At 63.1% G+C, this 26,556-nt stretch carries 27 protein-coding genes; 15 read left to right on the top strand and 12 right to left on the bottom strand.

Translation table 11 applies throughout. The features are described 5' to 3' along the window. The first annotated feature begins 146 nt into the window (after window positions 1–146). The 12 genes from AWB65_RS20980 (at window position 147) to AWB65_RS20925 (ending at window position 11,152) form a co-directional block, all read left to right on the top strand. Entirely contained in the window at window positions 147–836 is a 690-nt protein-coding gene (locus AWB65_RS20980; RefSeq protein WP_087668981.1) for an NADH-quinone oxidoreductase subunit J, read from the top strand. Between the two features lie 19 nt (window positions 837–855). Then, entirely contained in the window at window positions 856–1,161 is a 306-nt protein-coding gene (gene nuoK, locus AWB65_RS20975; RefSeq protein WP_007588140.1) for an NADH-quinone oxidoreductase subunit NuoK, read from the top strand. Window positions 1,162–1,178: 17 nt separating this feature from the next. Beyond that, window positions 1,179–3,245 carry an NADH-quinone oxidoreductase subunit L gene (gene nuoL / locus AWB65_RS20970; protein ID WP_087668980.1) on the top strand — a complete coding sequence of 689 codons (2,067 nt, stop codon included), beginning with the start codon at window positions 1,179–1,181 and terminating at the stop codon, window positions 3,243–3,245. Window positions 3,246–3,258: 13 nt separating this feature from the next. Next, a complete protein-coding gene (locus AWB65_RS20965) occupies window positions 3,259–4,749 on the top strand; it encodes an NADH-quinone oxidoreductase subunit M (RefSeq protein ID WP_087668979.1) in 1,491 nt (496 codons plus the stop codon). Window positions 4,750–4,774: 25 nt separating this feature from the next. Further along, a complete protein-coding gene (gene nuoN, locus AWB65_RS20960; RefSeq protein WP_087668978.1) occupies window positions 4,775–6,247 on the top strand; it encodes an NADH-quinone oxidoreductase subunit NuoN in 1,473 nt (490 codons plus the stop codon). Continuing rightward, window positions 6,247–6,549 carry a DUF2818 family protein gene (locus AWB65_RS20955; protein ID WP_087668977.1) on the top strand — a complete coding sequence of 101 codons (303 nt, stop codon included), beginning with the start codon at window positions 6,247–6,249 and terminating at the stop codon, window positions 6,547–6,549. Before nuoN ends, AWB65_RS20955 begins: the two co-directional genes overlap by 1 nt. 41 nt (window positions 6,550–6,590) lie before the next feature. Next, the gene (locus AWB65_RS20950; protein ID WP_087668976.1) at window positions 6,591–7,190 is read left to right on the top strand and encodes an NUDIX domain-containing protein; all 600 of its coding nucleotides are present in this window, start codon (window positions 6,591–6,593) and stop codon (window positions 7,188–7,190) included. A 204-nt stretch (window positions 7,191–7,394) separates the two neighbouring features. After that, complete coding sequence (locus AWB65_RS20945) at window positions 7,395–7,844, top strand: DUF1178 family protein (protein WP_087668975.1); 450 nt, start codon at window positions 7,395–7,397, stop codon at window positions 7,842–7,844. Window positions 7,845–7,902: 58 nt separating this feature from the next. Beyond that, a complete protein-coding gene (locus AWB65_RS20940) occupies window positions 7,903–9,099 on the top strand; it encodes an acyl-CoA dehydrogenase family protein (protein WP_087668974.1) in 1,197 nt (398 codons plus the stop codon). 10 nt (window positions 9,100–9,109) lie between these two features. Next, entirely contained in the window at window positions 9,110–10,216 is a 1,107-nt protein-coding gene (locus tag AWB65_RS20935; RefSeq protein WP_087668973.1) for an acyl-CoA dehydrogenase family protein, read from the top strand. Between the two features lie 19 nt (window positions 10,217–10,235). Beyond that, entirely contained in the window at window positions 10,236–10,694 is a 459-nt protein-coding gene (locus AWB65_RS20930; protein ID WP_087668972.1) for a MaoC family dehydratase, read from the top strand. Continuing rightward, a complete protein-coding gene (locus AWB65_RS20925; RefSeq protein WP_087668971.1) occupies window positions 10,691–11,152 on the top strand; it encodes a MaoC family dehydratase in 462 nt (153 codons plus the stop codon). Before AWB65_RS20930 ends, AWB65_RS20925 begins: the two co-directional genes overlap by 4 nt. Window positions 11,153–11,158: 6 nt before the next feature. Here AWB65_RS20925 and AWB65_RS20920 read toward each other — a convergent pair whose 3' ends face one another. From AWB65_RS20920 to AWB65_RS20895, 6 genes are all read right to left on the bottom strand, one after another. Further along, window positions 11,159–11,848: a glutathione binding-like protein gene (locus AWB65_RS20920; RefSeq protein WP_087668970.1), complete on the bottom strand. Its 690-nt coding sequence runs from the start codon at window positions 11,846–11,848 to the stop codon at window positions 11,159–11,161. Window positions 11,849–11,971: 123 nt separating this feature from the next. Then, window positions 11,972–13,198, bottom strand: coding sequence for an acyl-CoA dehydrogenase family protein (locus AWB65_RS20915; RefSeq protein ID WP_087668969.1), 1,227 nt, complete (start codon window positions 13,196–13,198; stop codon window positions 11,972–11,974). A gap of 29 nt (window positions 13,199–13,227) precedes the next feature. Next, a complete protein-coding gene (locus AWB65_RS20910; RefSeq protein WP_087668968.1) occupies window positions 13,228–14,334 on the bottom strand; it encodes a phosphotransferase in 1,107 nt (368 codons plus the stop codon). Window positions 14,335–14,418: 84 nt separating this feature from the next. Continuing rightward, window positions 14,419–15,147 carry a histidine phosphatase family protein gene (locus AWB65_RS20905; RefSeq protein WP_087668967.1) on the bottom strand — a complete coding sequence of 243 codons (729 nt, stop codon included), beginning with the start codon at window positions 15,145–15,147 and terminating at the stop codon, window positions 14,419–14,421. After that, window positions 15,144–15,932, bottom strand: coding sequence for an oxepin-CoA hydrolase, alternative type (locus AWB65_RS20900; RefSeq protein WP_087668966.1), 789 nt, complete (start codon window positions 15,930–15,932; stop codon window positions 15,144–15,146). Before AWB65_RS20900 ends, AWB65_RS20905 begins: the two co-directional genes overlap by 4 nt. Before the next feature lie 3 nt (window positions 15,933–15,935). Next, on the bottom strand, window positions 15,936–17,471 hold the full coding sequence (locus AWB65_RS20895) for a 3-hydroxyacyl-CoA dehydrogenase (RefSeq protein ID WP_087668965.1): 1,536 nt from the start codon (window positions 17,469–17,471) through the stop codon (window positions 15,936–15,938). Window positions 17,472–17,580: 109 nt separating this feature from the next. On the opposite strand from AWB65_RS20895, the gene AWB65_RS20890 reads away from it, so the two are divergent. Next, entirely contained in the window at window positions 17,581–18,228 is a 648-nt protein-coding gene (locus tag AWB65_RS20890; RefSeq protein ID WP_087668964.1) for a glutathione S-transferase family protein, read from the top strand. A gap of 33 nt (window positions 18,229–18,261) precedes the next feature. Here the strand turns inward: AWB65_RS20890 and AWB65_RS20885 are convergent, their stop codons facing one another. Both AWB65_RS20885 and AWB65_RS20880 read right to left on the bottom strand, forming a co-directional pair. Next, window positions 18,262–19,443: a pyridoxal phosphate-dependent aminotransferase gene (locus AWB65_RS20885; protein WP_087668963.1), complete on the bottom strand. Its 1,182-nt coding sequence runs from the start codon at window positions 19,441–19,443 to the stop codon at window positions 18,262–18,264. Window positions 19,444–19,477: 34 nt separating this feature from the next. Next, window positions 19,478–19,963 (bottom strand): putative toxin-antitoxin system toxin component, PIN family, encoded by a 486-nt coding sequence (locus AWB65_RS20880; RefSeq protein ID WP_087668962.1) that lies wholly within the window; start codon window positions 19,961–19,963, stop codon window positions 19,478–19,480. A 56-nt stretch (window positions 19,964–20,019) separates the two neighbouring features. Between AWB65_RS20880 and yaaA the strand changes: the two genes are divergently transcribed. Then, the gene (gene yaaA, locus AWB65_RS20875) at window positions 20,020–20,799 is read left to right on the top strand and encodes a peroxide stress protein YaaA (RefSeq protein ID WP_087668961.1); all 780 of its coding nucleotides are present in this window, start codon (window positions 20,020–20,022) and stop codon (window positions 20,797–20,799) included. A gap of 18 nt (window positions 20,800–20,817) precedes the next feature. Beyond that, the gene (locus AWB65_RS20870) at window positions 20,818–21,972 is read left to right on the top strand and encodes a M14 family metallopeptidase (protein ID WP_087668960.1); all 1,155 of its coding nucleotides are present in this window, start codon (window positions 20,818–20,820) and stop codon (window positions 21,970–21,972) included. Between the two features lie 88 nt (window positions 21,973–22,060). On the opposite strand, the gene AWB65_RS20865 is transcribed toward AWB65_RS20870, so the two are convergent. The 4 genes from AWB65_RS20865 to AWB65_RS20850 all read right to left on the bottom strand — a co-directional run bounded on the left by AWB65_RS20865 (window position 22,061) and on the right by AWB65_RS20850 (window position 26,060). Then, complete coding sequence (locus AWB65_RS20865) at window positions 22,061–22,651, bottom strand: BspC domain-containing protein (protein WP_087668959.1); 591 nt, start codon at window positions 22,649–22,651, stop codon at window positions 22,061–22,063. Between the two features lie 127 nt (window positions 22,652–22,778). Beyond that, window positions 22,779–23,453 carry an energy-coupling factor ABC transporter permease gene (locus AWB65_RS20860; protein ID WP_087668958.1) on the bottom strand — a complete coding sequence of 225 codons (675 nt, stop codon included), beginning with the start codon at window positions 23,451–23,453 and terminating at the stop codon, window positions 22,779–22,781. A gap of 384 nt (window positions 23,454–23,837) precedes the next feature. Next, window positions 23,838–24,650 (bottom strand): LuxR C-terminal-related transcriptional regulator, encoded by an 813-nt coding sequence (locus AWB65_RS20855; protein ID WP_087668957.1) that lies wholly within the window; start codon window positions 24,648–24,650, stop codon window positions 23,838–23,840. Between the two features lie 195 nt (window positions 24,651–24,845). Continuing rightward, complete coding sequence (locus tag AWB65_RS20850; protein ID WP_087668956.1) at window positions 24,846–26,060, bottom strand: DUF2863 family protein; 1,215 nt, start codon at window positions 26,058–26,060, stop codon at window positions 24,846–24,848. Between the last annotated feature and the right edge of the window lie 496 nt (window positions 26,061–26,556).

The following is a 26,556-nucleotide window of genomic DNA, read 5'->3' as shown; positions in this document are numbered from 1 at the left end:
GGGGAAGAATCAGAACGACGTCCCCGCTCGAAACGATGACACCTGCTGTTCCGGCCCGCGCGCCGGATGCGCTGCAAACGCGGCGCAGGCCAGCGCCCGCGTCACAACACAATGCCTGATGATGGCCTAACGATGAACCGGTAATCATGGAATTCACGACCGTACTGTTCTATATCTTCGCGCTGTTGCTGACCTTGTCGGCGCTGAAGGTGATCACTTCGCGCAATCCGGTGGCATCCGCGCTGTTCCTCGTGCTCGCGTTCTTCAACGCGGCCGCGATCTGGATGCTGCTCCAGGCCGAATTCCTTGCGATCCTGCTGGTTCTCGTCTACGTCGGCGCCGTGATGGTGCTGTTCCTGTTCGTGGTCATGATGCTCGACATCAACCTCGACGAACTGCACCGTGACTTCAAGAAGTTCGTGCCGCTCGCGAGCATCGTCGGCGCGATCATCATCATCGAGACCGCGCTGATCCTCTGGCACGGCTTCGGCGCGACGGTCACGCCGGTGCATGACGTGACGGCGGGCGCGGGCGTCGGCGGCGGGGCGGCGATGTCGAACACGCGCCTGATCGGCAAGGTCATCTACACCGACTACATCTTCGCATTTGAAATCGCGGGCCTGATCCTGCTGGTCGCGATCATCGCGGCGATCGCGCTCACGATCCGCGAGAAGAAAGACAACAAGCGCCAGACGATCAGCGAGCAGGTGAAGGTGCGCGCGTCGGATCGCGTGCGCCTGGTCAAGATGAAGTCTGAAACGGAAGCGCCCGATGCGGCGACCAATCCCCCGGTAACCGGCAATGCCGGCGCGGGCACGGTCGACAACAAAGGCTGAGCGAGAAGGAGAGAAGAAAATGTTGAGTCTTGCCCATTACCTCGTGCTCGGCGCGATCCTGTTCGCGATCAGCATCGTCGGGATTTTCCTGAACCGCCGCAACGTGATCATCATCCTGATGGCGATCGAATTGATGCTGCTCGCGGTGAACACCAATTTCGTCGCGTTCTCACACTATCTCGGCGATGTGCATGGCCAGATTTTCGTGTTCTTCGTGCTGACCGTGGCCGCCGCCGAAGCGGCGATCGGTCTCGCGATTCTCGTGACCCTGTTCCGTAGCCTCGACACGATCAACGTCGAGGATCTCGATCAGCTCAAAGGTTAAATTCAGGCTAGGCTGTTATGTCCACGACACTCAATGAAAACCTTCTGCTCGCGATTCCGCTGGCGCCGCTAGCCGGCTCGCTGATCGCCGGGCTGTTCGCGAAAGCGGTAGGGCGCAAGGGCTCGCATCGCGTGACCATTCTCGGCGTGATGATCTCGTTCGTGTTGTCCGCGATCGTGCTCGTCGACGTGATGAAGGGCGCGAGCTTCAACGCCACCATCTACCAATGGATGAACGTCGGCTCGCTGAAGATGGAAATCGGCTTCCTCGTCGATTCGCTGACCGCGATGATGATGGTCATCGTGACCTTCGTCTCGCTGATGGTGCACATCTACACGATCGGCTACATGGCCGAAGACGACGGCTACGAGCGCTTCTTCTCGTACATCTCGCTCTTCACGTTCTCGATGCTGATGCTCGTGATGAGCAACAACTTCCTGCAGCTCTTCTTCGGCTGGGAAGCGGTGGGTCTCGTGTCGTACCTGCTGATCGGCTTCTACTACACCCGCGAAAGCGCGATCTACGCGAACATGAAGGCGTTCATCGTGAACCGCGTCGGCGACTTCGGGTTTCTGCTTGGCATCGGCTTGCTGCTCGCGTTCGGCGGGTCGCTCAACTACGGTGAGGTTTTTGCGCAAGGCAACCAGCTCGCGGGCATGACGTTCCCGGGCACCGACTGGGGCCTGTTGACCGTCGCGTGTATTTGTCTTTTCATCGGCGCAATGGGTAAGTCGGCGCAGTTTCCGCTGCACGTTTGGCTGCCGGACTCGATGGAAGGCCCGACGCCGATCTCCGCGCTGATCCACGCGGCAACCATGGTGACGGCCGGTATCTTCATGGTGACGCGCATGTCGCCGCTCTTCGAGCACTCGGATGCGGCGCTGTCGTTCGTCACGGTGATCGGCGCGATTACCGCGCTGTTCATGGGCTTCCTCGGCGTCGTGCAGAACGACATCAAGCGCGTCGTCGCTTACTCGACGCTGTCGCAACTCGGTTACATGACGGTGGCGCTCGGCGTGTCGGCGTATCCGGTAGCGGTGTTCCACCTCGCGACGCACGCGTTCTTCAAGGCGCTGCTGTTCCTCGGCGCGGGTTCGGTGATCATCGGCATGCACCACGATCAGGACATGCGCAACATGGGCGGCCTGCGCAAGTACATGCCGATCACGTGGATCACGTCGCTGATCGGGTCGCTTGCGCTGATCGGCACGCCGTTCTTCTCGGGCTTCTATTCGAAGGATTCGATCATCGAGGCCGTGAAGTATTCGCATCTGGCGGGTTCGGGCTTCGCATACTTCGCGGTGGTGGCGAGCGTGTTCGTCACGGCGCTGTACTCGTTCCGCATGTATTTCATGGTCTTCCACGGTGAGGAGCGCTTCCGCGGTCCGAAGCATCCGGAATCGCCGATGGCGATCGAAGCGGCGCACGGCCACGGTCACGACGATCATGGTCACGGTCATGACGATCACGATCACGGTCACGCGCACGTGCCGCATGAAACGCCATGGGTGGTCTGGCTGCCGCTTGTCCTGCTGGCGATTCCGTCAGTGGTGATCGGCGCGATCGCGATCGGTCCGTTGCTGTACGGCGATTTCTTCGCGCACGGCGTCGTGTTCGAGAAAGTCATCTTCATCGGCGAGAACCATCCGGCGCTGCACGAAATGGCCGAGGAATTCCACGGCTGGGCCGCGATGGCGGTGCATTCGCTCACGGGCCTGCCGGTGTGGCTGGCGCTTGCGGGCGTGGTCGTCGCGTGGTTCCTGTACCTGAAGCGCACGGACCTGCCGGGCAAGATCCGCGCGCGGTTCCCGGGCGTCTACGCGCTGCTCGACAACAAGTACTACTTCGACAAGATCAACGAAGTCGTCTTTGCAAAGGGCGCGGTCGCGATCGGCCGCGGACTCTGGAAGGAGGGCGACGTCGCCGTCATCGACGGTATCGTCAACGGCAGTGCGCGGTTCGTCGGCTGGTTCGCCGGCGTGATCCGCTTCCTTCAATCCGGTTACATCTATCACTACGCGTTCGCCATGATTATCGGCATGTTGGGGCTCTTGACCCTGTTTGTAACGCTCGGCGGCAAATAAGGCGAGGGACCCTATGCACTCTTTTCCGATTCTCAGTGTCGCGATCTGGCTGCCGATCGTATTCGGCGTCCTGGTCCTGGCTGTTGGCTCCGATAGCAACCCCGCGCCCGCGCGCTGGGTCGCGCTGATCGGCTCGATCCTCGGGCTGCTCGTCACGATTCCGCTCATCACCGGCTTCGATTCGTCGTCGGCCGCGCTGCAGTTCGTCGAACAGGCGAACTGGATCGAACGCTTCAACATCACTTACCACCTCGGTGTGGACGGCATCTCGATGTGGTTTGTCGTGCTGACCGCGCTCATTACGGTGATCGTCGTGATCGCCGGCTGGGAAGTGATCACGACGCGCGTCGCGCAGTACTTCGCGGCGTTCCTGATCCTGTCGGGCATCATGGTCGGCGTGTTCTCGACCGCCGACGGCATGCTCTTCTACGTGTTCTTCGAAGCGACGCTGATCCCGATGTACATCATCATCGGCGTGTGGGGCGGACCGAACCGCGTGTACGCGGCGTTCAAGTTCTTCCTGTACACGCTGATGGGATCGCTCTTGATGCTGATCGCGCTCCTGTACCTGTACACGCAGACCCACACGTTCGACCTCGCCACGTGGCAAGCCGCGAAGATCGGCTTCACGCCGCAGGTGCTGCTGTTCATCGCGTTCTTCCTCGCGTTCGCCGTGAAAGTGCCGATGTGGCCGGTCCACACGTGGTTGCCCGACGCCCACGTGGAAGCGCCGACAGGCGGCTCCGTCGTGCTGGCCGCGATCATGCTGAAGCTCGGCGCGTACGGTTTTCTGCGCTTCTCGATGCCGATCGCACCTGACGCGAGCCACTTCCTTGCGCCCGTGGTGATCACGCTGTCGCTGATCGCGGTGATCTATATTGGTCTTGTCGCGCTCGTGCAGACGGACATGAAGAAGCTCGTCGCGTATTCGTCGATTGCGCACATGGGCTTCGTCACACTTGGCTTCTTCATCTTCAGCCAGCTCGGCGTGGAAGGCGCGATCATCCAGATGATCTCGCACGGCTTCGTGTCGGGTGCGATGTTCCTTTCGATCGGCGTGCTCTACGACCGAGTCCACTCGCGTGAAATCGCGGATTACGGCGGCGTCGTGAACACGATGCCGAAGTTCGCCGCGTTCTCGATGCTCTTCGCGATGGCCAATTGCGGCCTGCCGGGCACGTCGGGTTTCGTCGGCGAGTTCATGGTGATCCTGGCTGCCGTCAAGTACAACTTCTGGATCGGCTTCCTTGCCACGTTCACGCTGATCCTCGGCGCGGCCTACACGCTGTGGATGTACAAGCGCGTGCACTTCGGCGCGGTCACGAACGACCACGTCGCGAAGCTCACGGACATCAACAAGCGCGAAATCCTGATGCTGGCCGTGCTCGCGATCTTCACGCTGTACATGGGCCTCTATCCGAAGCCCTTCACCGATGTGATGCACGAATCCGTGGCAAACCTCCTCTCCCACGTCGCGCAGTCGAAGCTGCCGCTCACCCAGTAACGTCGTGCGGAGGAACTAAAAGATCATGCAAAACGCCCCTATGAGTGCCCTGTTGCCCGACACGATCCTGATGCTCGCGATCGTCGTGGCCTGGTTGAACGACACGATCTTCGGACCGCCGAGCCGTCGCGTCACGTATCTGATCGCCGTGCTGTCGACGCTCGTCGTTGGCGTGTGGTTCGCGTTCGTCGCGCTCGATCCGGTGCCGCATTACTACTTCTCGCGCATGTACGTCGTCGATTCGTTCGCGAGCGCCATGAAAGCGGTCGTGTGCCTGGGTTATGCGGTGACGGTGATCTACTCGAAGAAATATCTCGAAGACCGCGACCTGTTTCGCGGCGACTTCTTCCTGCTCGGTCTTTTCTCGCTGCTCGGCCAGTGCGTGATGATCTCGGGCAACAACTTCCTGATGCTGTATCTCGGCCTCGAACTGATGTCGCTCTCGCTGTACGCGGTGATCGCGCTGCGCAAGGACTCGCCGCAGGCTAACGAATCGGCGATGAAGTACTACGTGCTCGGCGCGCTGGCATCCGGTTTCCTGCTCTACGGCATTTCAATGCTGTACGGCGCGACCGGTTCGCTGGAGCTGAACGAAGTGCTGAAGGCTGTCGCATCGGGCCGTATCAACGATGCCGTGCTGCTCTTCGGCGTGATCTTCGTCGTGGCCGGCGTGGCGTTCAAGATGGGCGCGGTGCCGTTCCACATGTGGGTGCCGGACGTGTACCAGGGCGCCCCAACCGCGATGACGCTCCTCACCGGCGGCGGCCCGAAGGTCGCGGCTTTCGCATGGGGTTTGCGTTTCCTGGTGATGGGCCTGTTGCCGCTCGCCGTCGACTGGCAGGAGATGCTGGTGATCCTCGCGGCGCTGTCGCTGATTGTCGGTAACGTCACCGGTATCGTGCAGAAGAACATCAAGCGGATGCTGGCTTACTCGGCCATCTCGAACATGGGCTTCGTGCTGCTCGGCCTGCTCGCGGGCGTGGTCGACGGCAAGCTGACCGGCGCGGCCGGCGCCTATAGCTCCGCGATGTTCTACAGCATCATCTATCTCGTGACGACGCTCGGCACGTTCGGCGTGGTGATGCTGCTTGCGCGCCGCGACTTCGAAGCCGAAACGCTCGACGACTTCAAGGGCCTGAATCAGCGCAGCCCGGTGTTCGCGTTCGTGATGATGGTGATGATGTTCTCGCTCGCCGGCATCCCGCCGACGGTCGGCTTCTACGCGAAGCTCGCCGTCCTCGAAGCGACGATGAACGCCGGCCTCACGTGGCTCGCCGTGCTGGCCGTGATTACGTCGCTGGTGGGCGCGTTCTACTACCTGCGCATCGTGAAGCTGATGTACTTCGATGCACCGCAGGACGCCTCGCCGATCGTCGCGAGCAGCCTGAACCGTGGTCTGCTGGCGTTCAACGGTCTGGCCGTGCTCGTGCTCGGCCTGGTGCCGGGTCCGCTGATGTCGGCGTGTCTCACGGCGATCACGCATACGCTCTCGTTCTGATGTCAGCTGCGGGCTGGTTTATCGTGTTGTTGGCGCTCGTCGGCGCCAACCTTCCGTTTCTGAACCAGCGTCTCTTCGCTGTCGTGCCGCTCAAGATCAAGGCGGCGAAGAAGAATGCCTGGATTCGCATCGCCGAGCTGATCGTCCTTTATTTTGTCGTGGGCGCGCTCGGCTTTATGCTCGAAGCGCGCGCGGGCAATCGCTTCGAACAGGGCTGGCAGTTCTACGCCATCACCTTCAGCCTGTTCGTCGTGCTCGCGTTTCCCGGCTTCACGTATCAATACCTCGTCAAACGCCGCTGACAGCTCATCCGCTGTCGCGGCTCATTCGCATAGGGCGCACGATGGCTGACCATTCCTCTCTTCCCGACAGCGACGACGGCCTTATCGAAAAGACGGTCGAAAGCGTGACCGTTCACGAAGGCAAGTTCCTGACGCTCAAGTGCGACACGGTCGAATTGCCCGACGGCAAGCACGCGACGCGCGAATACGTCGAGCATCCGGGCGCCGTGATGATCCTGCCGATGTTCGACGACGGTCGCGTGCTGCTCGAACGCCAGTTCCGCTATCCGATCGGGAAGGTGCTGCTTGAATTTCCCGCCGGCAAGCTTGATCCGAACGAGGACGAACTTGCCTGCGCGAAGCGCGAGTTGCAGGAAGAGACGGGTTACACGGCACGCGACTGGTTTTTCCTGACGCGCGTTCATCCGGTCATTTCGTACTCTACGGAGTTCATCGATCTCTATCTCGCGCGCGGCCTTACCGAAGGCGAAAGCAAGCTCGACGACGGCGAGTTCCTCGAGACCTTCGTCGCGACGCAGGCGCAGCTCGCCGAATGGGTCAAGAGCGGCAAGATCAGCGACGTAAAGACGATCATCGGCGCGTTCTGGGTCGAAAAAATCCTGTCGGGCGAGTGGAAGCTCGGCGATCCGATCGACGCCTGAATTTTCCGATCGACATCGCATGCAAAGCGGCCGTCACGGCCGCTTTGTCGTTTCCGGACGTACGTTCGGCAGACGCTGGGCCGACAGGCTAGAATCATTCCTCCACCGTGCGGGTTTTCCAAATCCACCACGCCAATGCGTTTTTACGAACGATCGTTCCAAAAACGCGATTTTGAGATACACTCAGACAAAGCTCCGATCAGCATGAAGGTCCTCGATTTAAAGTGCTCGCACGAACATCGCTTCGAAGGCTGGTTTGCTTCAACGGAAGAGTTCGAATCGCAGTTGTCGCGCGGACTGGTCGCATGTCCGGTTTGCTCGACAGCCGAGGTGAGCCGCATGCCATCGGCGCCGCGCCTGAATCTGTCGTCAAGCCGGAACGACGCTACGCCGCCGCCTCGCGCGAGTGGCGATACGGTCGATCCGTCCGCGGTCCAGGCGCGTGCGCTGCAGTTCCTGCGCGAGGTCCTTGAAAAGACTGAGAACGTGGGCGACCGCTTTGCCGAGGAAGCGCGGCGCATTCACTACAACGAAGCGCCGTCGCGCAACATTCGCGGCGTCACGACGCCCGAGGATGCGCACGCCTTGCTCGAAGAAGGCATCGACGTGATGCCGCTGCCCGTTCCGGCCGCACTGAAAGAGCCGCTGCAGTAAGTCATTGCGCGGCGTCTCCAGCGTGGTCGATTGCGGGCCATGACAGGAGACACTGCGCATGGACCTGAACTATTCCCCCGCCGACGAAGCCTTTCGCTCAGACATCCGCGCCTGGCTTGAAGCCAGCCTGCCGCACGCACTGCGCGACAAGGTACTCCACCACAAACGATTGAACCGCGACGACTTCGCGAGCTGGCACAAGCTGCTCGGCGCGCGCGGCTGGTCGGTGGTCGCGTGGCCGAAGGAATACGGCGGTCCGGGCTGGAACGCCACCCAGCGCCACATCTGGGACGAAGAATGCTCCCTCGCCGGAGCGCCCAGCGTGTTGCCATTCGGGGTATCGATGGTGGCGCCCGTGCTGATGAAATACGGCAGCGCAGCGCAGAAAGCCCACTACCTCCCGCGCATTCTCGATGGCTCCGACTGGTGGTGCCAGGGCTATTCCGAGCCGGGTGCGGGCTCCGATCTCGCGTCGCTCAGGACGCGCGCCGATCGCCGGGGCGATCACTACGTCGTCAACGGCCAGAAGACGTGGACCACGCTCGGCCAGCACGCCGACATGATGTTCTGTCTCGTGCGCACCGATCCCGCCGCGAAGAAGCAGGAGGGCATCTCGTTCCTTCTGATCGACATGAAGACGCCGGGCATCACTGTGCGTCCGATCATCACGCTCGATGAGGATCACGAAGTCAACGAAGTCTTCTTCGATGATGTGAAAGTGCCGGTCGAAAACCTCGTGGGCGAGGAGAATCGCGGCTGGACTTACGCGAAGTATCTGCTCGGCCACGAGCGTACGAACATTGCGCGAATCGGGCAATCGAAGCGCGAGCTTGTATTTCTCAAGCAACTCGCGCTCAAGCAGACGAAGCAAGGCCGGCCTCTGTTGCATGACGCCGTATTCGGCGCAAAGATCGCCGCGCTTGAAATCGAATTGATGGCGCTGGAGGTGACGGTGCAGCGCGTTGTCGCGAGCGAGACGAGCGGGCGCGGGCCGGGACCGGAGGCGTCGATGCTGAAAATCAAGGGCACCGAAGTCCAGCAGGCGCTGACCGAACTGATGTTCGAAGCAATCGGCCCGCAGGCCGCCGCGTTCGATCCGGCGTTCCTCGAAGGCGAGCGCGAACACAGCATTGCCGGCGACGACGATGCCGCGCCGCTCGCCGCGTACTACTTCAACTTCCGCAAGACCTCGATCTACGGCGGCTCGAACGAAATTCAAAAGAACATCATCGCGCAGATGATTCTCGGACTCTGAGGAGCGGCGCATGGACTTCAATTTCACGGACGAACAGGAACAGTTCCGCGATGCGCTGCGTCGCTATCTCGATAACGAGTACCGCTTCGACGCGCGGCAGAAGATCGTGGCGTCGGAGCCGGGCGTCGATGCGAAGCACTGGAGCGCGTTCGCCGAGCTCGGACTGACCGCGCTGCCGGTGCCGTCGGAGCAGGGCGGTTTCGACGGTGCAGCGTTCGATATGCTCGTCGTCATGCAGGAACTCGGGCGGGCACTCGTCGTCGAACCATATTGGGCGACGGCGGTGGGTATCGAGGCGTTGCGGCTGGCTTCATCATCGCCCGGCAACGCGCTCCTGGAGCGTGCCGCGCTGGGCGAGATCCGGCTCGCCGTGGCATTCCACGAACCGCACGCGCGCTACGACCTCTTCGACATCCGCACGACCGCGTGCGCCGAAGGCGACACTCACGCTCTCACCGGCGAGAAGTCGATCGTCCAGCACGGCGCGCAGGCCGACTACTGGATCGTGCCGGCGCGACTGGACGGCGAGATCGCGCTCTTCGTGATCGCGCGCGATGCCGTCAACACCGAAATCATCGATTACCGGACGATCGACGGCCAGCGCGCCGCGACGCTCAGATTCACCGGCACGCCCGCGACGCCTCTCGGAACTGGCGCGGCCACGCTGGAACACATCGCCGATTACGCGACGTTGCTCTTATGCGCGGAAGCCATCGGCGCGCTCGATGCCCTGAACCTCGCCACCGTCGACTACACGAAGAACCGCCAGCAGTTCGGCGCGCCGATCGCGCGCTTTCAGGCGCTGCAGCATCGCATGGTCGAGATGCTGATCCACGCCGAACAGGCGCGTTCGATCACGTATCTCGCCGCCGCGCGCTACGCGAGCACGGATGCCGACGCGCGTCGTCAGGCGATTTCCGCCGCCAAGGCACGCGTCGGACAGGCTGCGCGCTTCGTCGGACAGCAGGCGGTGCAACTGCACGGCGGCATGGGCGTGACGAACGAAGTCGCGGCCGCGCACTGGTTCAAGCGCCTCGCGATCATCGAAACGACGCTCGGCGACGTCGATCACCATCTCGCGCGCTTTGCGTCGCTCTCGACTTTCGCGGACATTTAAACGAGACAGGGAAACAAGCATGACCTACAGCTACGAAGATTTTGAAGTCGGCGAGGCGCGGCAACTGAGCGCGCATACCTTCACGCGCGAGGAGATCGTCGAATTCGCGTCGAAGTACGATCCACAGCCGTTCCACACATCGGAGGAAGCGGGCGAGGCGTCGCACTTCGGCGGCCTCGTCGCGAGCGGCTGGAACACCTGTTCCGCGATGATGGGCATTCTCGTGCGCGACATGCTGGCCGATTCCACGTCGATGGGTTCGCCCGGCCTCGACAACATCCGCTGGCTCAAGCCGGTGCGCGTCGGCGATGCGGTGCGCCTGACCGTGCGCGTGCTCGACAAGCGTGTCTCGGCGAGCAAGCCGGATCGCGGCATCGTCTCGACGCGCTGGGAAGCGCACAACCAGCGCGGCGAACTCGTGCTGACCGTCGATTCGGCGGCGCTCTTCGGCTTGCGCAACCCGGCAGCGAACCGATGACAGCGGCACGCCTCGCCAGTCCCGCGGATTTTCATGCGGCGGCGGGCCACGCGCGGTACGAGAGCGAATGGACCGAGGTCGATCAGGGGCGCGTGAACCGCTTCGCCGATGCCACCGACGATCATCAGTGGATCCACGTCGATCCTGACCGCGCACGGCGCGAGTCGCCGTTCGGCGGGGCGATCGCACATGGCTTCCTGACCCTCGCGCTCGTGCCGATGTGGCTCGAGCGATGCGTGCCGCTCGTGCAGCGGATGGGCGTGAACTACGGCCTGAACCGCGTGCGCTTCATGTCGCCGGTGCCGGTCGGCTCGATGCTGCGCGCGACCTTCGCGATCGAAAAAGTTGCCGATGTCGATGCGGGCGGCGTGCAGGTCGAGTGGCTCGTGACCGTCGAGCGGCAGGGCGCCGAGCGGCCGGTGTGCGTCGCCGAGTTCATCACGCGCCACTACTTCTAGACATGCTCAGTGCTTCGCGTACTGCGTCGCACCGAAGAGCACTTCCTTTTCCTTGTCGGTGAAGGGCTTGCGCTCCCGCGCGAGCACTTCTACGCCGCGCTTCACCGCCGGCCGCGCGGCAATCTCATCGAACCAGCGCTTCACGTTCGGGAATTCGTCGAGCACGATGCCCTGGTTTTCCCACGACCGCGTCCACGGGAACGTCGCGATATCGGCGATCGTGTATTCGTTGCCCGCGAGGTACTGCGTCACGCCCAACTGCTTGTCCATCACGCCATAGAGCCGCCGCGCCTCGTTTGAATAACGGTTGATCGCGTACTCGATCTTCTCCGGCGCGTAGTTTCGAAAGTGATGCGTCTGCCCAAGCATCGGTCCGACACCGCCCATCTGGAACATCAGCCATTGAATCGTCTCGTACCGTCCGACGGGATCGGCCGGCAGGAACTTGCCGGTCTTTTCGGCGAGATACAGCAGGATTGCACCCGATTCGAACAGCGCGAGCGGCGTGCCTTCGGGTCCGGCGTTGTCGATGATCGCGGGGATCTTGTTGTTCGGGCTGATCGCGAGGAAGTCGGGCGTGAACTGGTCGCCCGCGCCGATATCGACGGCATGCACGCTGTACTCGAGCCCCGTCTCCTCGAGCATGATGTGGATCTTGTGGCCGTTGGGCGTCGCCCAGCTATAGACGTCGATCATTTTCGCTCCTGAATCCCGTCGATGATTGGGGCGGCGTCGTGCAAGCAAGCAAAACGCCGCAAAAGTCAGGCGAAAATTAGACCATGTTTCGATTAGCCGTGCTGAAGCGGCCGGTGCGCCGGTTCAGCCGTGCGGTTCCATGTAGCGCGACAGTTCGAGTTTCGCGATCGCGTTGCGATGCACTTCGTCGGGACCGTCGGCGAGGCGTAGCGTGCGCGCCGACGCATACGCATACGCGAGCGGAAAGTCGTCGCTGACGCCGCCCGCGCCGTGCGCCTGGATCGCCCAGTCGATCACCTGGCACGCGACGTTCGGCGCGACCACCTTGATCATCGCGATCTCGCCGCGCGCGCCCTTGTTGCCGACGGTATCCATCATGTACGCGGCCTTGAGCGTCAGCAGCCGCGCCTGCTCGATCATGATGCGTGCCTCGGCGATGCGTTCCTGCGTCACGCCATGCTGCGCGATCGGCTTGCCGAACGCGACGCGTGCGAGCGTGCGCTTCGACATCAATTCGAGCGCGCGCTCGGCCAAGCCGATCAAACGCATGCAGTGATGAATGCGACCCGGCCCGAGGCGTCCCTGCGCGATTTCGAAGCCGCGTCCTTCGCCGAGCAGGATGTTCGATGCGGGCACACGCACGTTCTGGAGCGCGATGTCCATGTGGCCGTGCGGCGCGTCGTCGTAGCCGAACACGCTCAACGGCCGATGCACCGTGATGCCGCTCGCATCCGCCGGAACGAGGATCATCGACTGCTGCTGGTGCTTCGGCGCTTCCGGATCGGTCTTGCCCATCACGATATAGACCTTGCAGCGCGGATCGCCTGCACCTGACGACCACCACTTGTGGCCGTCGATCACGTAGCTGTCGCCATCGCGCGTGATGCTGCACTGGATATTCGTCGCATCCGACGATGCCACCTCCGGCTCCGTCATCAGGAACGCCGAGCGGATCTCGCCGCGCAACAGCGGTTCGAGCCATTGCTGCTTTTGCTCGTCGCTGCCGTAGCGTTCGATCGTCTCCATGTTGCCGGTATCGGGTGCGTTGCAGTTGAACACTTCCGGCGCCCACGGCACGCGTCCCATGATTTCGCAGAGCGGCGCGTATTCGAGATTCGTCAGCCCCGCGCCGCGCGCCGAGGCGGGCAGGAACAGATTCCACAGCCCGGCCTCGCGCGCCTTGTCCTTCAGCTTTTCGACAAGCTCAGTAGGAACCCATGCGTTGCCGTTCGAGCGATTGGCGGCGATTTCATCGATGAGCGCGCGCTCGTTCGGATAGATGTGTTCATCGAAGACGGCGAGCAGTTTTTCGCGCAGCGCCTGCACCTTCGGGGTGTAGTCGAAATTCATGCGATTCCCTTTTGTTTTGCCTGACGCGCTCACTCGCCGACTTTCTGCGCATAAAGCCAGGCGAGTTCGGCCATCGGCTTTGCGCGCTTGCCGGCGTCGATGGCTTGCTCGCTCGATGCCGTTCCCTCCGACACGCGCTTCATGATCCCCTGCAGGATCGCGGCGATGCGGAACATGTTGTAGGCGAGATAGAAATTCCAGTCGCCTTCGATAGTGAAGCCGGTCCGCTCGCAATACTTCGCGACATAGGCGGTTTCGTCGGGGATGCCGAGTGCGGCCCAGTCGAGTCCGCCGATGCCGCGAAACTGCGACGGATCGACGTGCCACGCCATGCAGTGGTAAGCGAAGTCGGCGAGCGGATCGCCGAGTGTGGAGAGTTCCCAGTCGAGCACGGCGAGCACGCGCGGCTCGCTCGGATGGAAGATGAGGTTGTCGAGGCGATAGTCGCCGTGAACGATCGAGACGCGCTCGGTTGCTTCGGATGAACCGCGCGGAATGTGTTTCGGCAGCCAGTCGATGAGCTTGTTCATCGATTCGATTGGCTCGGTCTCGGATGCCACGTACTGCTTGCTCCAGCGCCCGATCTGCCGCTCGAAGTAGTTGCCGGGCTTGCCGTAGTCCGCGAGGCCGATCGCATCGACATCGACGGAATGCAGCGCCGCGATCACGCGATTCATCTCGTTGTAGATGGCGCCGCGCTCGGCCAGCGTCATGCCGGGTAGCGCCTGGTCCCACAGCACGCGGCCCTCGATGAACTCCATCACATAGAACGCCCGGCCGATCACGCTTTCGTCCTCGCAGAGCGCGAACATCTTCGCGACGGGAACGTCAGTGGCGGCAAGCGCATGCATCACGCGATACTCGCGCTCGATCGCATGCGCCGACTTCAGGAGCTTCGCCGCCGGACCGGGCTTCGAGCGCATTACATAACTGCGCGCGGGGGTGATCAGCTTGTACGTGGGATTCGACTGGCCGCCCGCGAACTGCTCGACGGTGAGCGGTCCCACGAAACCATCGACGTGCGCGGCGAGCCACGCGGCGAGCGCATCGGTGTCGAAGCGCAGGCGCTCGTTGACGGGCCGCGTTCCTTCGAACGCGGAAAAATCCTGCGGCTGCTGGGCGTCGCTGTCTGGCATTGTCTCCTCCGTGTTCTGGTCCGGGCGCTGGGCCGCGTCGTCGACGACGCTGTGTATGCGCGCCCGGATCGATGGGATGTCACTTCATGAACTGCGGATCGACCGTGAGAACTTGATGAATTGCGCGTAGAGCAGTTCCATCGTCGTATTGCGCACGCCGGTGTGAAGCGGCGAGGGCGGCGAATGATTGATCGCGTGGATGACCCAGTCGCCGCTCTTCTCGCCGACATCGAGCGCGTTGATGCAGCCGGTCGCCTGCGACAGATGCCCGAAGAACGCGCGACCGCCGGCGGTGATCGCATGCGACAGCAGCGCGCGATTCACGCCGCCGTGCAGCACGAGCAGCACGGTATCCCACGATGCGTCCGCGCGCAGCCGCGCCATTGCCGGTAGCACGCGATCGAGCAATTCGCCGATCGTCTCGCCGCCGAGAAACTGCGTCTCCTCCGGCACGACGCCATCGAACACGGAGAGAAACGCGCGCTCGATGTCGTCCGTCGAAAGATTCTTCAGATGGCCGCCGCGAATCTCTTCCCATTCCGGCCAGATTTCGATGTCCACCGACTGGCCGCACTCGTCCAGCACGCGCCGCGCCGTTTCGAGCGTGCGCGGCAAGCCGCTCACGATCACGCGATCGAAGCGCACGCCTTGCGTCGCGAACTCGCGTCCCGCCGCACTCGCTTCCTCGCGGCCGCGTTCGTTCAGCGGCACGCTGACGGGATCGATGCCACGGCCGGAGTCGTCGAAATAGGTGACGTCGCCGTGACGCATCAGAAAGATGCGGCGGCGTTTAGGCAACTCGTAGGCGCTCATTTGTAGTTTGGCTGGCGTTTTTCGAGGAACGCGTTGATGCCTTCGAGCGCGTCGCCGTGATGCAGGGCATCGACGAAGCTGTCGCGTTCGGCGTCGAGATGCGCGGCGAGTGGCTGGACGTCGGCGGACGTGATCAGCGACTTGATGCGGGCGAGCGATTTCGGCGACAGGCTGCCGAGATCGTCGGCCCAGGCGACCGCCGAATCGAGCGCGGTGCCACGTCGAGTCAGACGGTTGACTACGCCGACGTCGTGCAGGCGCACCGCGCCGATCGGCTTCGCTTCCAGCAGGATTTCGCTCGCGAGCGCGCGCGGCAGGGCGCGTGTGAGAAACCACGAGCCGCCGCCATCCGGCGTGAGGCCCACGCGCGCATACGACATCACGAAGCGGGCGTCGTCGGCGGAAACGATCAGGTCGCACGCGAGCGCTAGCGAAAAGCCCGCGCCCGCCGCCGCGCCTTCTACCGCCGCGATCACCGGTTTCGATGACGCCCTGATCGCGCTGATCCATTCGCCGAGCAAGTCGATGCTCGACGCTTGCACCGACGGCTCCTTCGCGCGGTTTTCCAGCAGCCGGTTTAGATTGCCGCCCGCACAGAAGAAGTTGTCGGCGCCGGTCAGGATGATCGCGCGTACCGACGCATCGCGCTCGGCCGTGTTGAGCGCCTCGATGCCGGCGGCATACATGTCAGGATGCAGCGCGTTCTTCGCGCCCGGGTTCGAGAGCTTGAGGACGAGCGTGGAGTCGCTGCCGGCGGGACGGTGGGTCAGAAGTTCGGCGCTCATCGCTTATTCCTCGGGGTGGGTGAGGGAAAGGCCCAGCTGCGCGCGGCGCGCGAGCCACGGCGAAGGCCGGTAGCGCGGGTCGCCCAGCACGCTGTGCATGTTGCGCAGGATCGTGAGGATCGTCTTCGCGCCGAGCGTGTCGCCGAGCGCGAGCGGCCCGTGCGGATAGCCGAGGCCGAGCGTCACGGCGAGGTCGATGTCCTGCGGCGTCGCGATCCGCTGCTGCGCGATGTCGCAACCGATGTTGACGATCGTCGCCACCACGCGTTGCGCGACGAAGCCGGTCGAATCGCGGATCACGGTGACGGGCACGCCATCGGCGGCGAAAAGCGCGTGCGCGGCGTCGCGCGCAGCGTGCGAGGTCGCGGGCGTCGTCATCAGCGTGCGGCGCGCGACGGTATCGAGCGGAAAGAGCGTGTCGACGGCCACGACGCGCGTTGCGTCGAGATTCTCGGCGAGCGCGGCGGTCGTCGCATCGTGCCCGAGCGGCGTCACGATGATCAGCGAGTCGGGCGCGGGCGTGTTGCCGGTATCGATGGTGACGGCGACGTCCGACTTCGCGATCAGCTTCAGCACCTGCTCGCGCGCTCCATGCGACGCGCGGCTGATCCATACGCGACGCGGCATCGCGGTCGGCGCGGGTGCTTCGTCAGGCGTCTGCTGCCTGCCGTCGGTGTACTTGTAGAAGCCTTCGCCCGCCTTGCGCCCGATCAGCCCGCCCGCGAGCCGCGTGCCGGTGATCGGCGACGGCGTGAAGCGCGGCTCCTCGTAGAACTGGTGATAGATCGACTCCATCACCGGATGCGACACGTCGAGGGCGGTCAGGTCGAGCAGTTCGAACGGCCCGAGCCTGAACCCGGCCTGCTCGCGCATGATCCGGTCGACGTCGACGAAACTCGCCACGCCCTCGCTCGCGATCCGCAAGCCTTCGGTGTTCATCCCGCGTCCGGCGTGGTTCACGATGAAGCCGGGCATGTCCTTCGCGCGCACCGGCGTGTGGCCGATGCGGCGCGCGAGTTCCATGAGCGCGTCGCCGGCGGTCGGGTCGCCGCGCAGGCCGTCGATCACTTCGACGACTTTCATCAACGGCACCGGGTTGAAGAAGTGATAGCCGACGACGCGCCCGGGATGCGCGCATCCGGCGGCGATCGCGGTGATCGGCAGCGACGATGTATTCGACGCCAGAATGCAGCGCTCGCCGACCACGGCTTCGAGATCGCGGAAGAGGGCACGCTTCACGTCGAGCTTCTCGACGATCGCCTCGATCACGACCTGGCAATCCGACAGCGCGCCGATCTCGTTCGCCGCGTGGACGTTCGCGAGCGCGGTGTGCGCGTCGGCTTCCTTGATCTTGCCTTTTGCCGCGAGCTTGTTCAGTGTGTCGGAAAGATAGTCGCGCGCGGCGGCGACCGCTTGCGGGTTCGTATCGAAGAGACGCACGGTGAGTCCGCCGAGGGCCGCGATCTGCGCGATGCCGCGCCCCATCGCGCCGCTGCCTACGATACCGATTGTCCCCACGTCAAAATCGCGAAAGCTCATGGTGTGTCTCGACTCCTGATATCTGCAAGTTAGCACGGCCGTGCTGTTTTTGGGATAGTGTCACGTCTTCGCAAGGGAGACGCTTGGATTCAAACAAGGAGATGCTGCAATGATCAGGCTGTACGGGTTTCCGTTGTCCAATTATTTCAACAAGGTCAAGTTCGTACTGCTCGAGCACGGCATCCCGTTCGAGGAAGTGCGCGCGGGTTTCGCCCAGGACGAGATCACGTTCACGCGCTCGCCGCTCGGCAAGGTGCCGTACATCGACACCGATGCCGGGCCGCTTTGCGAGTCGCAGGTGATCGTCGAATATCTGGCGGCGGCGTATCCGGACAAGCCCATTTTCCCCGCCGATTCTTACGCCGCCGCGAAGGCGCGCGAATTGTCGGTGTTCATCGACATGCATCTGGAACTCGTCGCGCGCGATCTGTACAAGCAGGCGTTCTTCGGCGGCACCGTCACCGATTACACGAAATCGCGCGTCGAAAAGCTGTTGACGCGGCATGCCGCGGGCTTCGCGCGGATCGCGAAATTCGGGCCGTATGTCGCGGGCCCTGACTTCAGTATCGCCGATGTCTGCGCGTTCGTGAGCCTGCCACTCGTCGGGCTGGCGACGAAGGTGGTCTACGGAAGGGATTTCCTGCTCGACGCCGGTATCGACTGGAAGGCGCACGTCAAGAAGGTCGGCGAGCGGCCCGCCGCGCAACAGGTGACGGCGGACCGGCTCGCCTATATGGAAGCGCAGAAGCGCGGGTGAACGAAACGGCTTTCGCATCGCCCGCGCCATCGGTCAGAGTTTCGCGAGACGGTCGAGCGCGAGTTGCAGCGTCTCTTCCTTCTTCGCGAAGCAAAAGCGCACGACTCCCGATTCGTGGCTCTCGTGATAGAACGCCGAGACCGGAATCGCCGCGACGCCGATCTCGCTCGTGAGCCATTGCGCGAAATCGGCTTCAGGGAGGTCGCTGATCGCCGAGTAATCGACGGTCTGGAAATACGTGCCGTCGCAGGGCAGCATCTTGAAGCGCGAGTTCGCGAGGCCGGCGCGGAAGAAGTCGCGCTTCTTCTGATAGAACGCGGGGAGGTTCAGATACGGCGCCGGGTCCTCCAGATAGTGCGCGAGGCCGATTTGCATCGGCGTGTTGACGGTGAACACGTTGAATTGGTGAACCTTGCGGAACTCGGCGGTCAGAGCGGTCGGCGCGGCCACGTAGCCGATCTTCCAGCCCGTCACATGAAACGTCTTGCCGAAGCTCGACACCACGAAACTGCGCTTCGCGAGTTCCGGATAGCGCGATACGCTTTCGTGGGGCGCGTCGTCGTAGACCATGTGCTCGTAGACTTCATCGGAGACGATCAGCACGTTCGTGCCGCGCACGATCTCTTCGAGCTTCCGCATGTCGGCTTCGCGCCAGACGCGGCCGGTCGGATTGTGCGGCGTGTTGATCATCAAAAGGCGTGTCTTCGGCGTGATTGCGGCGGCGATCTTGTCGAAGGGCAGCGCATAGTCCGGCGCTTCCAGAGCGACGAACACCGGCGTGCCGCCCGCCAGTTCGATCGACGGCACGTAGCTGTCGTACATGGGCTCGATCACGATGACTTCGTCACCCGGATGCACGCAGCAGAGGATCGCGGTCAAAAGCGCCTGCGTCGCGCCGGCGGTGACGGTGATTTCGCGATCGGCGTCGTATTCGCGGCCGTAGAGGCGGTCGATCTTCTTCGCGATCGCCTGGCGCAGCGGCGCGGCGCCAGCCATCGGCGGGTATTGGTTGTGGCCGTCGCGCATCGCCTGGGCGACCGCATCGACGATGCGCGGATCGCAATCGAAATCGGGGAAGCCCTGGCCGAGATTGACCGCGCCCTTTTGCGCGGCGAGCGCGCTCATCACGGTGAAGATCGTCGTGCCGACGTTCGGCAGGCGCGAAGGAAAGGCGAGTTCGGCGGGCGTTTGAGTGAGTTCGTGCGTGGCGTTCATGGTGGCGGTGGCGTGTACGGTTTCGCGGTCTATTTTAAACAGCAGCGGATTCGGCGAGGTCCTCAGCTTCGAAAGCCAGGACGAACGGCGCGGGCTGCGCGATCCGGAAGCCAAAGTCGCGCGCGGTGCGGCGCGCGAGCTTCAGCACCGCGCGATCCTTCGACACGAGCCACGCCGCCCTCGATGCATGCGCGAGTTCGAGGAACTTCTGGTCGTCGCGATCGCGGCATTTGGGCAGCGGGCGTTCGTCGGCCGGCGGCTCGGGCGCGATCAGTTGCGACAGGCGCGCGACGGTTGCGAGCGCAGCGGTCTTGTCGACGGCCATCCGCACGAACTGCGGATAGTCGAGCACGCGCGTGAGTTCGTTCAGGCAGCGCGCGTCGATCAGCGCGATGAGCGTGCGCGCTTCGAGCGCGGCGCGGATCGGGCGGGTGGCGGGATCGTCGAACACGAGGATGTCGATCCACACGTTCGAATCCAGCACCACGCTCAATACGGGCGACGCAGGGGAATTTTCCATTCGATACAATCGGAGGTTTGTGTCCTTGATCGTCGGCGGTGCGCCGGCGAGCCTCCATGATAATCGTTCTTTCGCCAGCCAAATCGCTCGACTACGAGACCCCGCCGCACGTCAAGAAGCACACGCTCCCCGAATTCATCGACGACGCCGCCGAACTGATCGACGGCCTGAGAAAGCTCTCGCCGCAGCAAATCGGCAGCATGATGAGCATTTCGGACCCGCTCGCGCAGCTCAACTTCCAGCGCTACGCCGACTGGTCGAAGCGGTTCGGCCCGGACAACGCGAAGCAGGCGATGCTCGCGTTCAACGGCGACGTGTACGAAGGGTTCGCCGCGAAGTCGCTGTCGGCGAGCGATCTCGACTACGCGCAGAATCATGTTCGCGTGCTCTCCGGGCTGTACGGCTTGCTGCGGCCGCTCGATTTGCTGCAACCTTACCGGCTGGAGATGGGCACGAAGTTCGCAAACGCGCGCGGCCGCGACCTGTACGCGTTCTGGGGCGAGCGCATCACGGCGGCGCTCAACACGCAGATGAAAAAGCAGCGCGGCGCGCGCGTGCTGATCAATTGCGCGTCGGAGGAGTATTTCAAGTCGGTCAGGCCGAACAAGCTGGAGGCCCCCGTGATTTCGCCCGTCTTCGAGGACTGGAAGGGCGGCCGCTACAAGATCATCAGCTTCCACGCGAAACGCGCGCGCGGGATGATGGCGCGCTATGCGGTGGAAAACCGCATCGACGCGCCCGAAGGGCTGCAAGGCTTTCACAGCGAAGGCTACAAGTTCGACAAAAAAGCATCGAACGATACGACTTACGTGTTTCGCCGGCGTATCGCCGAGTGATGGAATAAAGGAAACGTCATGAGCATTTCAATTACGAGCAACTTCGACGCCGGCGCCATCGACGTCGTGGCAGCAGACAATCCCGCCGACGTCCGCCTGCGCGTTCGCCCCGACAGCCACGCCGAATTCGCGCAGTGGTTCTATTTCCGGGTGTCGGGCGCGCGCGGCGAGCGTCTCGTGATGACGTTCGAAAACGCCGCCGACTGCGCGTTCGCCGAAGGCTGGCGCGACTATGAGGCGGTCGCGAGCTACGATCGCGTGAACTGGTTCCGCGTGCCGACGTCCTACGACGGCCGCGTGATGACGATCGACCACACGCCGGACTTCGACCGCATCTATTACGCGTACTTCGAGCCGTACAGCGAGGAGCGTCATTCGGAGTTCCTCGGCGCCGTCCAGCAGATGCCGCATGCCGCGCTCACCGAGATCGGCCAGACCGTTCAGGGCCGGCCGATGTCGGTGCTCACGCTCGGCGTCTCCAGCGCCGACGACGCCGCGCCGAAGAAGAACATCTGGATCATCGCGCGTCAGCATCCGGGCGAGACGATGGCGGAATGGTTCGTCGAAGGGCTCGTCAAGCGTCTCGCGGGCTGGGGCGACTGGTCGGGCGATCCGGTTGCGCGCAAGCTGTTCGATCGCGCCGTCTTCCATATCGTGCCGAACATGAACCCGGACGGCAGCGTGCTCGGCAACCTGCGCACCAACGCGGCGGGGGCGAACTTGAACCGCGAGTGGATGGAGCCGGACGCCGCTCGCAGCCCCGAAGTGCTGTGCGTGCGCAACGCGATCCACGCGCGCGGCTGCGATCTTTTCTTCGATATCCACGGCGACGAAGCGATTCCCTACGTGTTCGTCGCTGGGTCGGAAATGCTGCCCGGCTTCACGGAACGGCAGTCGAAGGAACAGGCGGCGTTCATCGAATTCTTCAAGCAGTCGAGCCCGGACTTCCAGGACGTGCACGGCTACGAGTCGAGCAAGTATCAGACGGATGCGCTGAAGCTCGCGTCGAAATACATCGGCAATGCGTTCGGCTGCCTGTCGCTGACGCTCGAAATGCCGTTCAAGGACAACGCGGGCTTGCCGGACGAGCGCGTCGGCTGGAACGGCGAGCGCAGCGCGGCGCTGGGGGCGTCGATGCTGCAGGCGATCTTGCGTCACGTCGAAACGTTCTGACGTTTCTGTTGTAGCTACGGCGCCAAAAGAGAAGGGCGTGATCACCGCTTGGTGATCACGCCCTTGGTCTTTCTCCGCGGTTGATGGCTCAGTGTTTCTTGGTCGATTTCGAATTTGATTTCGTGGATTTGCTGCTCGACGACTTGGCCGCCGCATTCGACGACTTGGACTTGCCCTTCGTCGAGTGCTTGCCTTTGCCTCCACGCGTCGAGCGCGGTTCGGCGCGGGCTTTCGACGGCGGCACCGGATCGTTCCACCCGAACGCGAGCATCTGGCTGCCGACGTATCCGCAGCGGAACTTGAGCGTGGCCGGATCGCGATCGGCGTTCTTGCCGACGCCGAGTCCTTCGACCGTCACCACGTTGTCGACCTTGATGCGCTGCTTGTGATCATCGAAGGAATCGTTCCATGGCATCAGCGACGAGTGCGATGCATCGAACGAAGTAGCGGGGAACTCGACGTGATCGAACGCCGTCGACGTACTCGCGACGAAGCTGCCATGTGCGGCGCAATCGGCGATCAGCGGATTGGCGTGAAAATCGGTGACGAAGTGGTGGACGAGTTCGTTGCGTTCATCGAGCGAGTCGGCAAAAGCGGTGGCGGTGCAGGCGAGCGAGGCGCATACGACCAACCGGCCGGCCAGCCGAAGCAGTCGGCGCGATGCGTGATTTCTTTCCATCAATTTCGGCGCAAAAAAGACACAGGCACGTAAGATGCCTTGCAGGGGGAAGGAGTTCCATCTTATCGCAATTACTGCAACGATTTGCCTTCAGCACAAGGGCTGCCGCAACGTTGCAGCACTCGATTCAGACACGCGGTCCGCGATCGAGACGATAGCGCCGGAGGTCGTAAGTCGTGACCCACGCGGGCTTGTAGACCGAAATGAGTATGGTAAGAAGCCCGGTGAAGAGAGCCTCGCCGGCGCCGAGCAACAGCGACCCGCGCATAAAGGCTGGAGGAACGGGGAGCATTCGACCGGCGAGCGCGAATTCGAACAGCACCATCGCACCGCACGCCGCGCCGACGGCGAGCGCCGAAACGATGAAGCCGTGACCGATGATGAACGTGAAGAGATTGCGCGGCAGCCAGGCGTTGCTCGCGCGCTCGAAGAGCGTCGACACGCCGACGGGCAACGCGCCGAACAGGAGATAGGTGAACGGCGCGGTGAGCCAGGAGGCATCGAGCACGACCGCCGCCAGGGCGGTGGTGGCGGCCATGCCAATCAGCGCAAGCTGCCAGTCGAACAGTGTGACCATCAGCGTGGCGCCGAGCAGGTGGATGACCGGCCCGTCGTCGAACCAGGCATTGCACGCCCACAGCACGGTAATCGCCACGATGATGCCGAGCCACACATGTTGAAGCGTTGGGTCCTGCACACGGCGAAAGGGCTTCTGCGCAAACGCGAGCGCGAGCGCGCCCGCGGCGACGATCCAGCCACCGGCCGAGAGCCAAAGCGGAAGCGGTGTGTAGAAGAACCCCATGAGTCGCATATTACTCGTTGCGCGTAAAACATGCGCGCCAAGTGGCGCAACAAACGGCCGCAGGCTTTGTCATGGTTCGACGACCTCCCGGGCCCTGCCACGAGCATCATTACGGCGCAACGGGGACGCGGAACCCGGCCACGAGCTTTATCACTGCCCGAATAGCATGCCTCACCACCAGCTTCGTTACGGCCTGTCCGGCGGGCCGGCCTCCGTCGCCCTTGTCATGGTCCGACGACGTGCCGGGCCCCGCCACGAACCTCATTAAGGCGCAACGAGAATGCGCGGCGCCCGGCCACGAGTTTTATCACCGCCCGAATTGCATGCCTCGCCACCCGCTTCGTCACGGCCCGTCCGGCATATCGGCGTCTGCCACAGGTTTCATCACGGCCCGAAAGGCTTGACGGGCTCGGCCGCGAGCAGCATCTGCTCGTCATTGTCGGCCGGATCGGGATAGCGAGCGTTCGCCGCGCGCAAGGGAATCGGCCCGGCTTGCCCAAGTGTCGGGCGAATCGCGGCATGGTCTTCGCGTCGCAGAACTTCGAGACAGCCGTTCTGCCAGCCGTTGTAGATCGCGACGGCCGCCGCGCGATTGACGGCGCCGAGCTGCTGGAAAATGCTCGCGAGGTGGATCTTCACAGTGCCTTCGCTGATGCCGAGCGTCTTTGCGATTACTTTGTTGGTATTGCCCATGTGCACGCAGCGCATGATCTGTTGCTGGCGCGGCGAGAGCGTCGTGCAGCGCCGCGTGGTTTGCATGAACTTCAGGGGATCGGCGAAACGGCGCGGCGCGAACTCGGCCGTGAGGTTCGGGTCGAGCGCGCCTGCCGGCACGTAGTGACCGCCGAGCAGCACCATCTCGAGCGCGCGCACCAGCAATTGCGGATCGAGCGCCCGCGGGACGACGCCGAGCGCGCCCGCCATCAAGAGACGCCGGGCGCGGTCGCCCGTCACATCGTCGACGATGACCGCTGCAGGGGTGCCGGGGCAAAGGAGCAACAAGTCGTGCAGATCGGATGGTTTCATGCTTTCCTGCCAGTCGATCACGATCAGATCCGGCTTCAGCCGCGCGATGGCGTGCCGCGCCTGCCGCCAGTCCTTCGCCTCGTTGAACTGCCCTTGGCGGTCGATATGCCGCAGCAGCGTCTTGAGCCCCTCGCGCCGTTCCGGATTCGAATTGATCAGTGTGAATTTCATGCCTGCCTCTTATGGTTTTGGTTTTACGCGGTCGGCTCTCTCCGGCCGAACCCTTTGGCGACGATCGATGCGCCGCCGATCCAATAGTGACAAAATCCGCGCGGTTTGGCGCCCTGTCCGGATGGCATAGGCCGAAATGCAAAAAGCCCCGCTCGATGGCGGGGCTTGCTTTTCAAGGATGTGACGCAGCGCCTTTCAATGAAAATGCGGCTGGGCGGGCTCGGCGTCCTCGGGCATTTCGGCGTGGACGATTTCGCCGAGCGGATCGGCGTAGAGCGGCACGCCGCAGTCGTCGCAGTATTCCGGTTCGAAGCGGCCCGCATGGCGGCGCACTTCCGAGACGCCGGTTTTCTTCAAGAGCGCAACGATTTCCTCGACCGGGCCATCTGCGCCTTCGAGATCGACCGCCTCGTCCTCCATGCCGATCTCGCCGTTCTCGCGACCATAAAGCGGCCAGACGACGCCGTAGATCACCTCATTGCTGCCGCGCCGCGTAAAGCCGATGCGGTATTCGTCGACTCGCCGCTCGCCGAAGCCGGCGATCACCGCGCGCAATTCCTGGGGCGCCGCGCCGAGCGTATCGAAGAGATAGCGAACTGCCGTGCGCACGGTGTGCGGGCGGACTTGCTCGTCGGCGTCGCGGCAAGCGGAGTAGTAGGCGTCCGGCAGCAGGCACTCCAGTTCGCAGCCCGGCAGGATCGCGGCGAAGCTCGGGCCGCCCTGCGCGGTCCACTGTTCGAGGCATTGTCCGCGCTCAATCCGGTTGCCGTTCTCGTCTTCCTGCCAGCGAAAGAGCGGCGCGCCAGCCGGCACGACGGCGATGGCGAGCAGAAAACGCGGGTCGGCGAGAATCGGCGACGTTTCGGGCAAATCGGAAAGATTCAGGCGCGCCGCGGGGCCGCCGAGGGCGGTCTGCATGAGCTGTTGCGCGAGACGCGCGGTATCGATGTGATGGCGCGGCAACTGGTCGATGCTGTATAGATAGGGCGCGACCGCGATGCGCGCGCCCGCGCCGAGCACGTGCGCCTGCATTTGCGTGCGCAGCGCGTCGGCGACGTCGGCCTTCAGCGGCCCTGAAGGAATCGCATAGCGCGTCCACGCGAGGACCGGCGCGGCGATCAGGAGGGCTTCGTGGGACGTGCCGTCGATGTCGGTCGTGAACGATTCACTGTGCGTCTCGGCCATGTCGGCGAGCGCGCCGTAGGCGTCGGGATGATTTTGCTGAAGGTGATCGAGAGCGGCGTCGAGCGTCGTCTGATTGCCGTTGCGCACGATTTTCGCGAGAAGCGCATCGAGGCGCGCTTCCCAGAAGCGATCCTCGATGCGGCTGCCGGACGCGAACAAGGCTAGTGCGAGGCCGACGAGCTTGTCGGCATCCGGAGGAAGACGTTTGGCGATTCGCGAGCGCATAGGTATTGGAGTGGTCAGGTGCAGAGAACCTTTAATTGTAGTCGCTATGCAGCCGCTTTTACCGGTCGACGCCGAAAGCCGACCAATCGGCCAAGCCCGCTTTGCTATCGTCACGTGCATAAATTCACGTACATAAATGGACGCGACAAGCGTTAGTAAAAATCTTTGAAAAACCGCTTGCGAAACGCGTAGGCGGGCACTAGAATTCCGTTCCTTCGCAGCTCACTGGGCGGCGAAGGGAGCGGGAAGGAGGGGTGGGTGCTTAAGTCGGAGAGCCTTGCTGGATGGGTGCTACGACGCGCTCGACAGGTTGGGTGGTTAAAAAAACCGGTTGACGAGTCACAAAACGTTCTTCATAATCTCGTTTCTCTGCTGCTGATGCAGCGACGCAGAACGAAGCGCTGAAGGTTGGGTGCGGGTTCTCGCGAATGTTCTTTAAAAACTAACAGCCGATAAGTGTGGGCGCTTGATGGCGACGCGGCTTCCAGGTTTTCGG

Origin of the sequence: Caballeronia humi, assembly GCF_001544475.1 — a bacterium.
Classification (GTDB): Bacteria; Pseudomonadota; Gammaproteobacteria; order Burkholderiales; family Burkholderiaceae; genus Caballeronia; species Caballeronia humi.
This window is presented reverse-complemented; position numbering and strand designations above follow the sequence as displayed.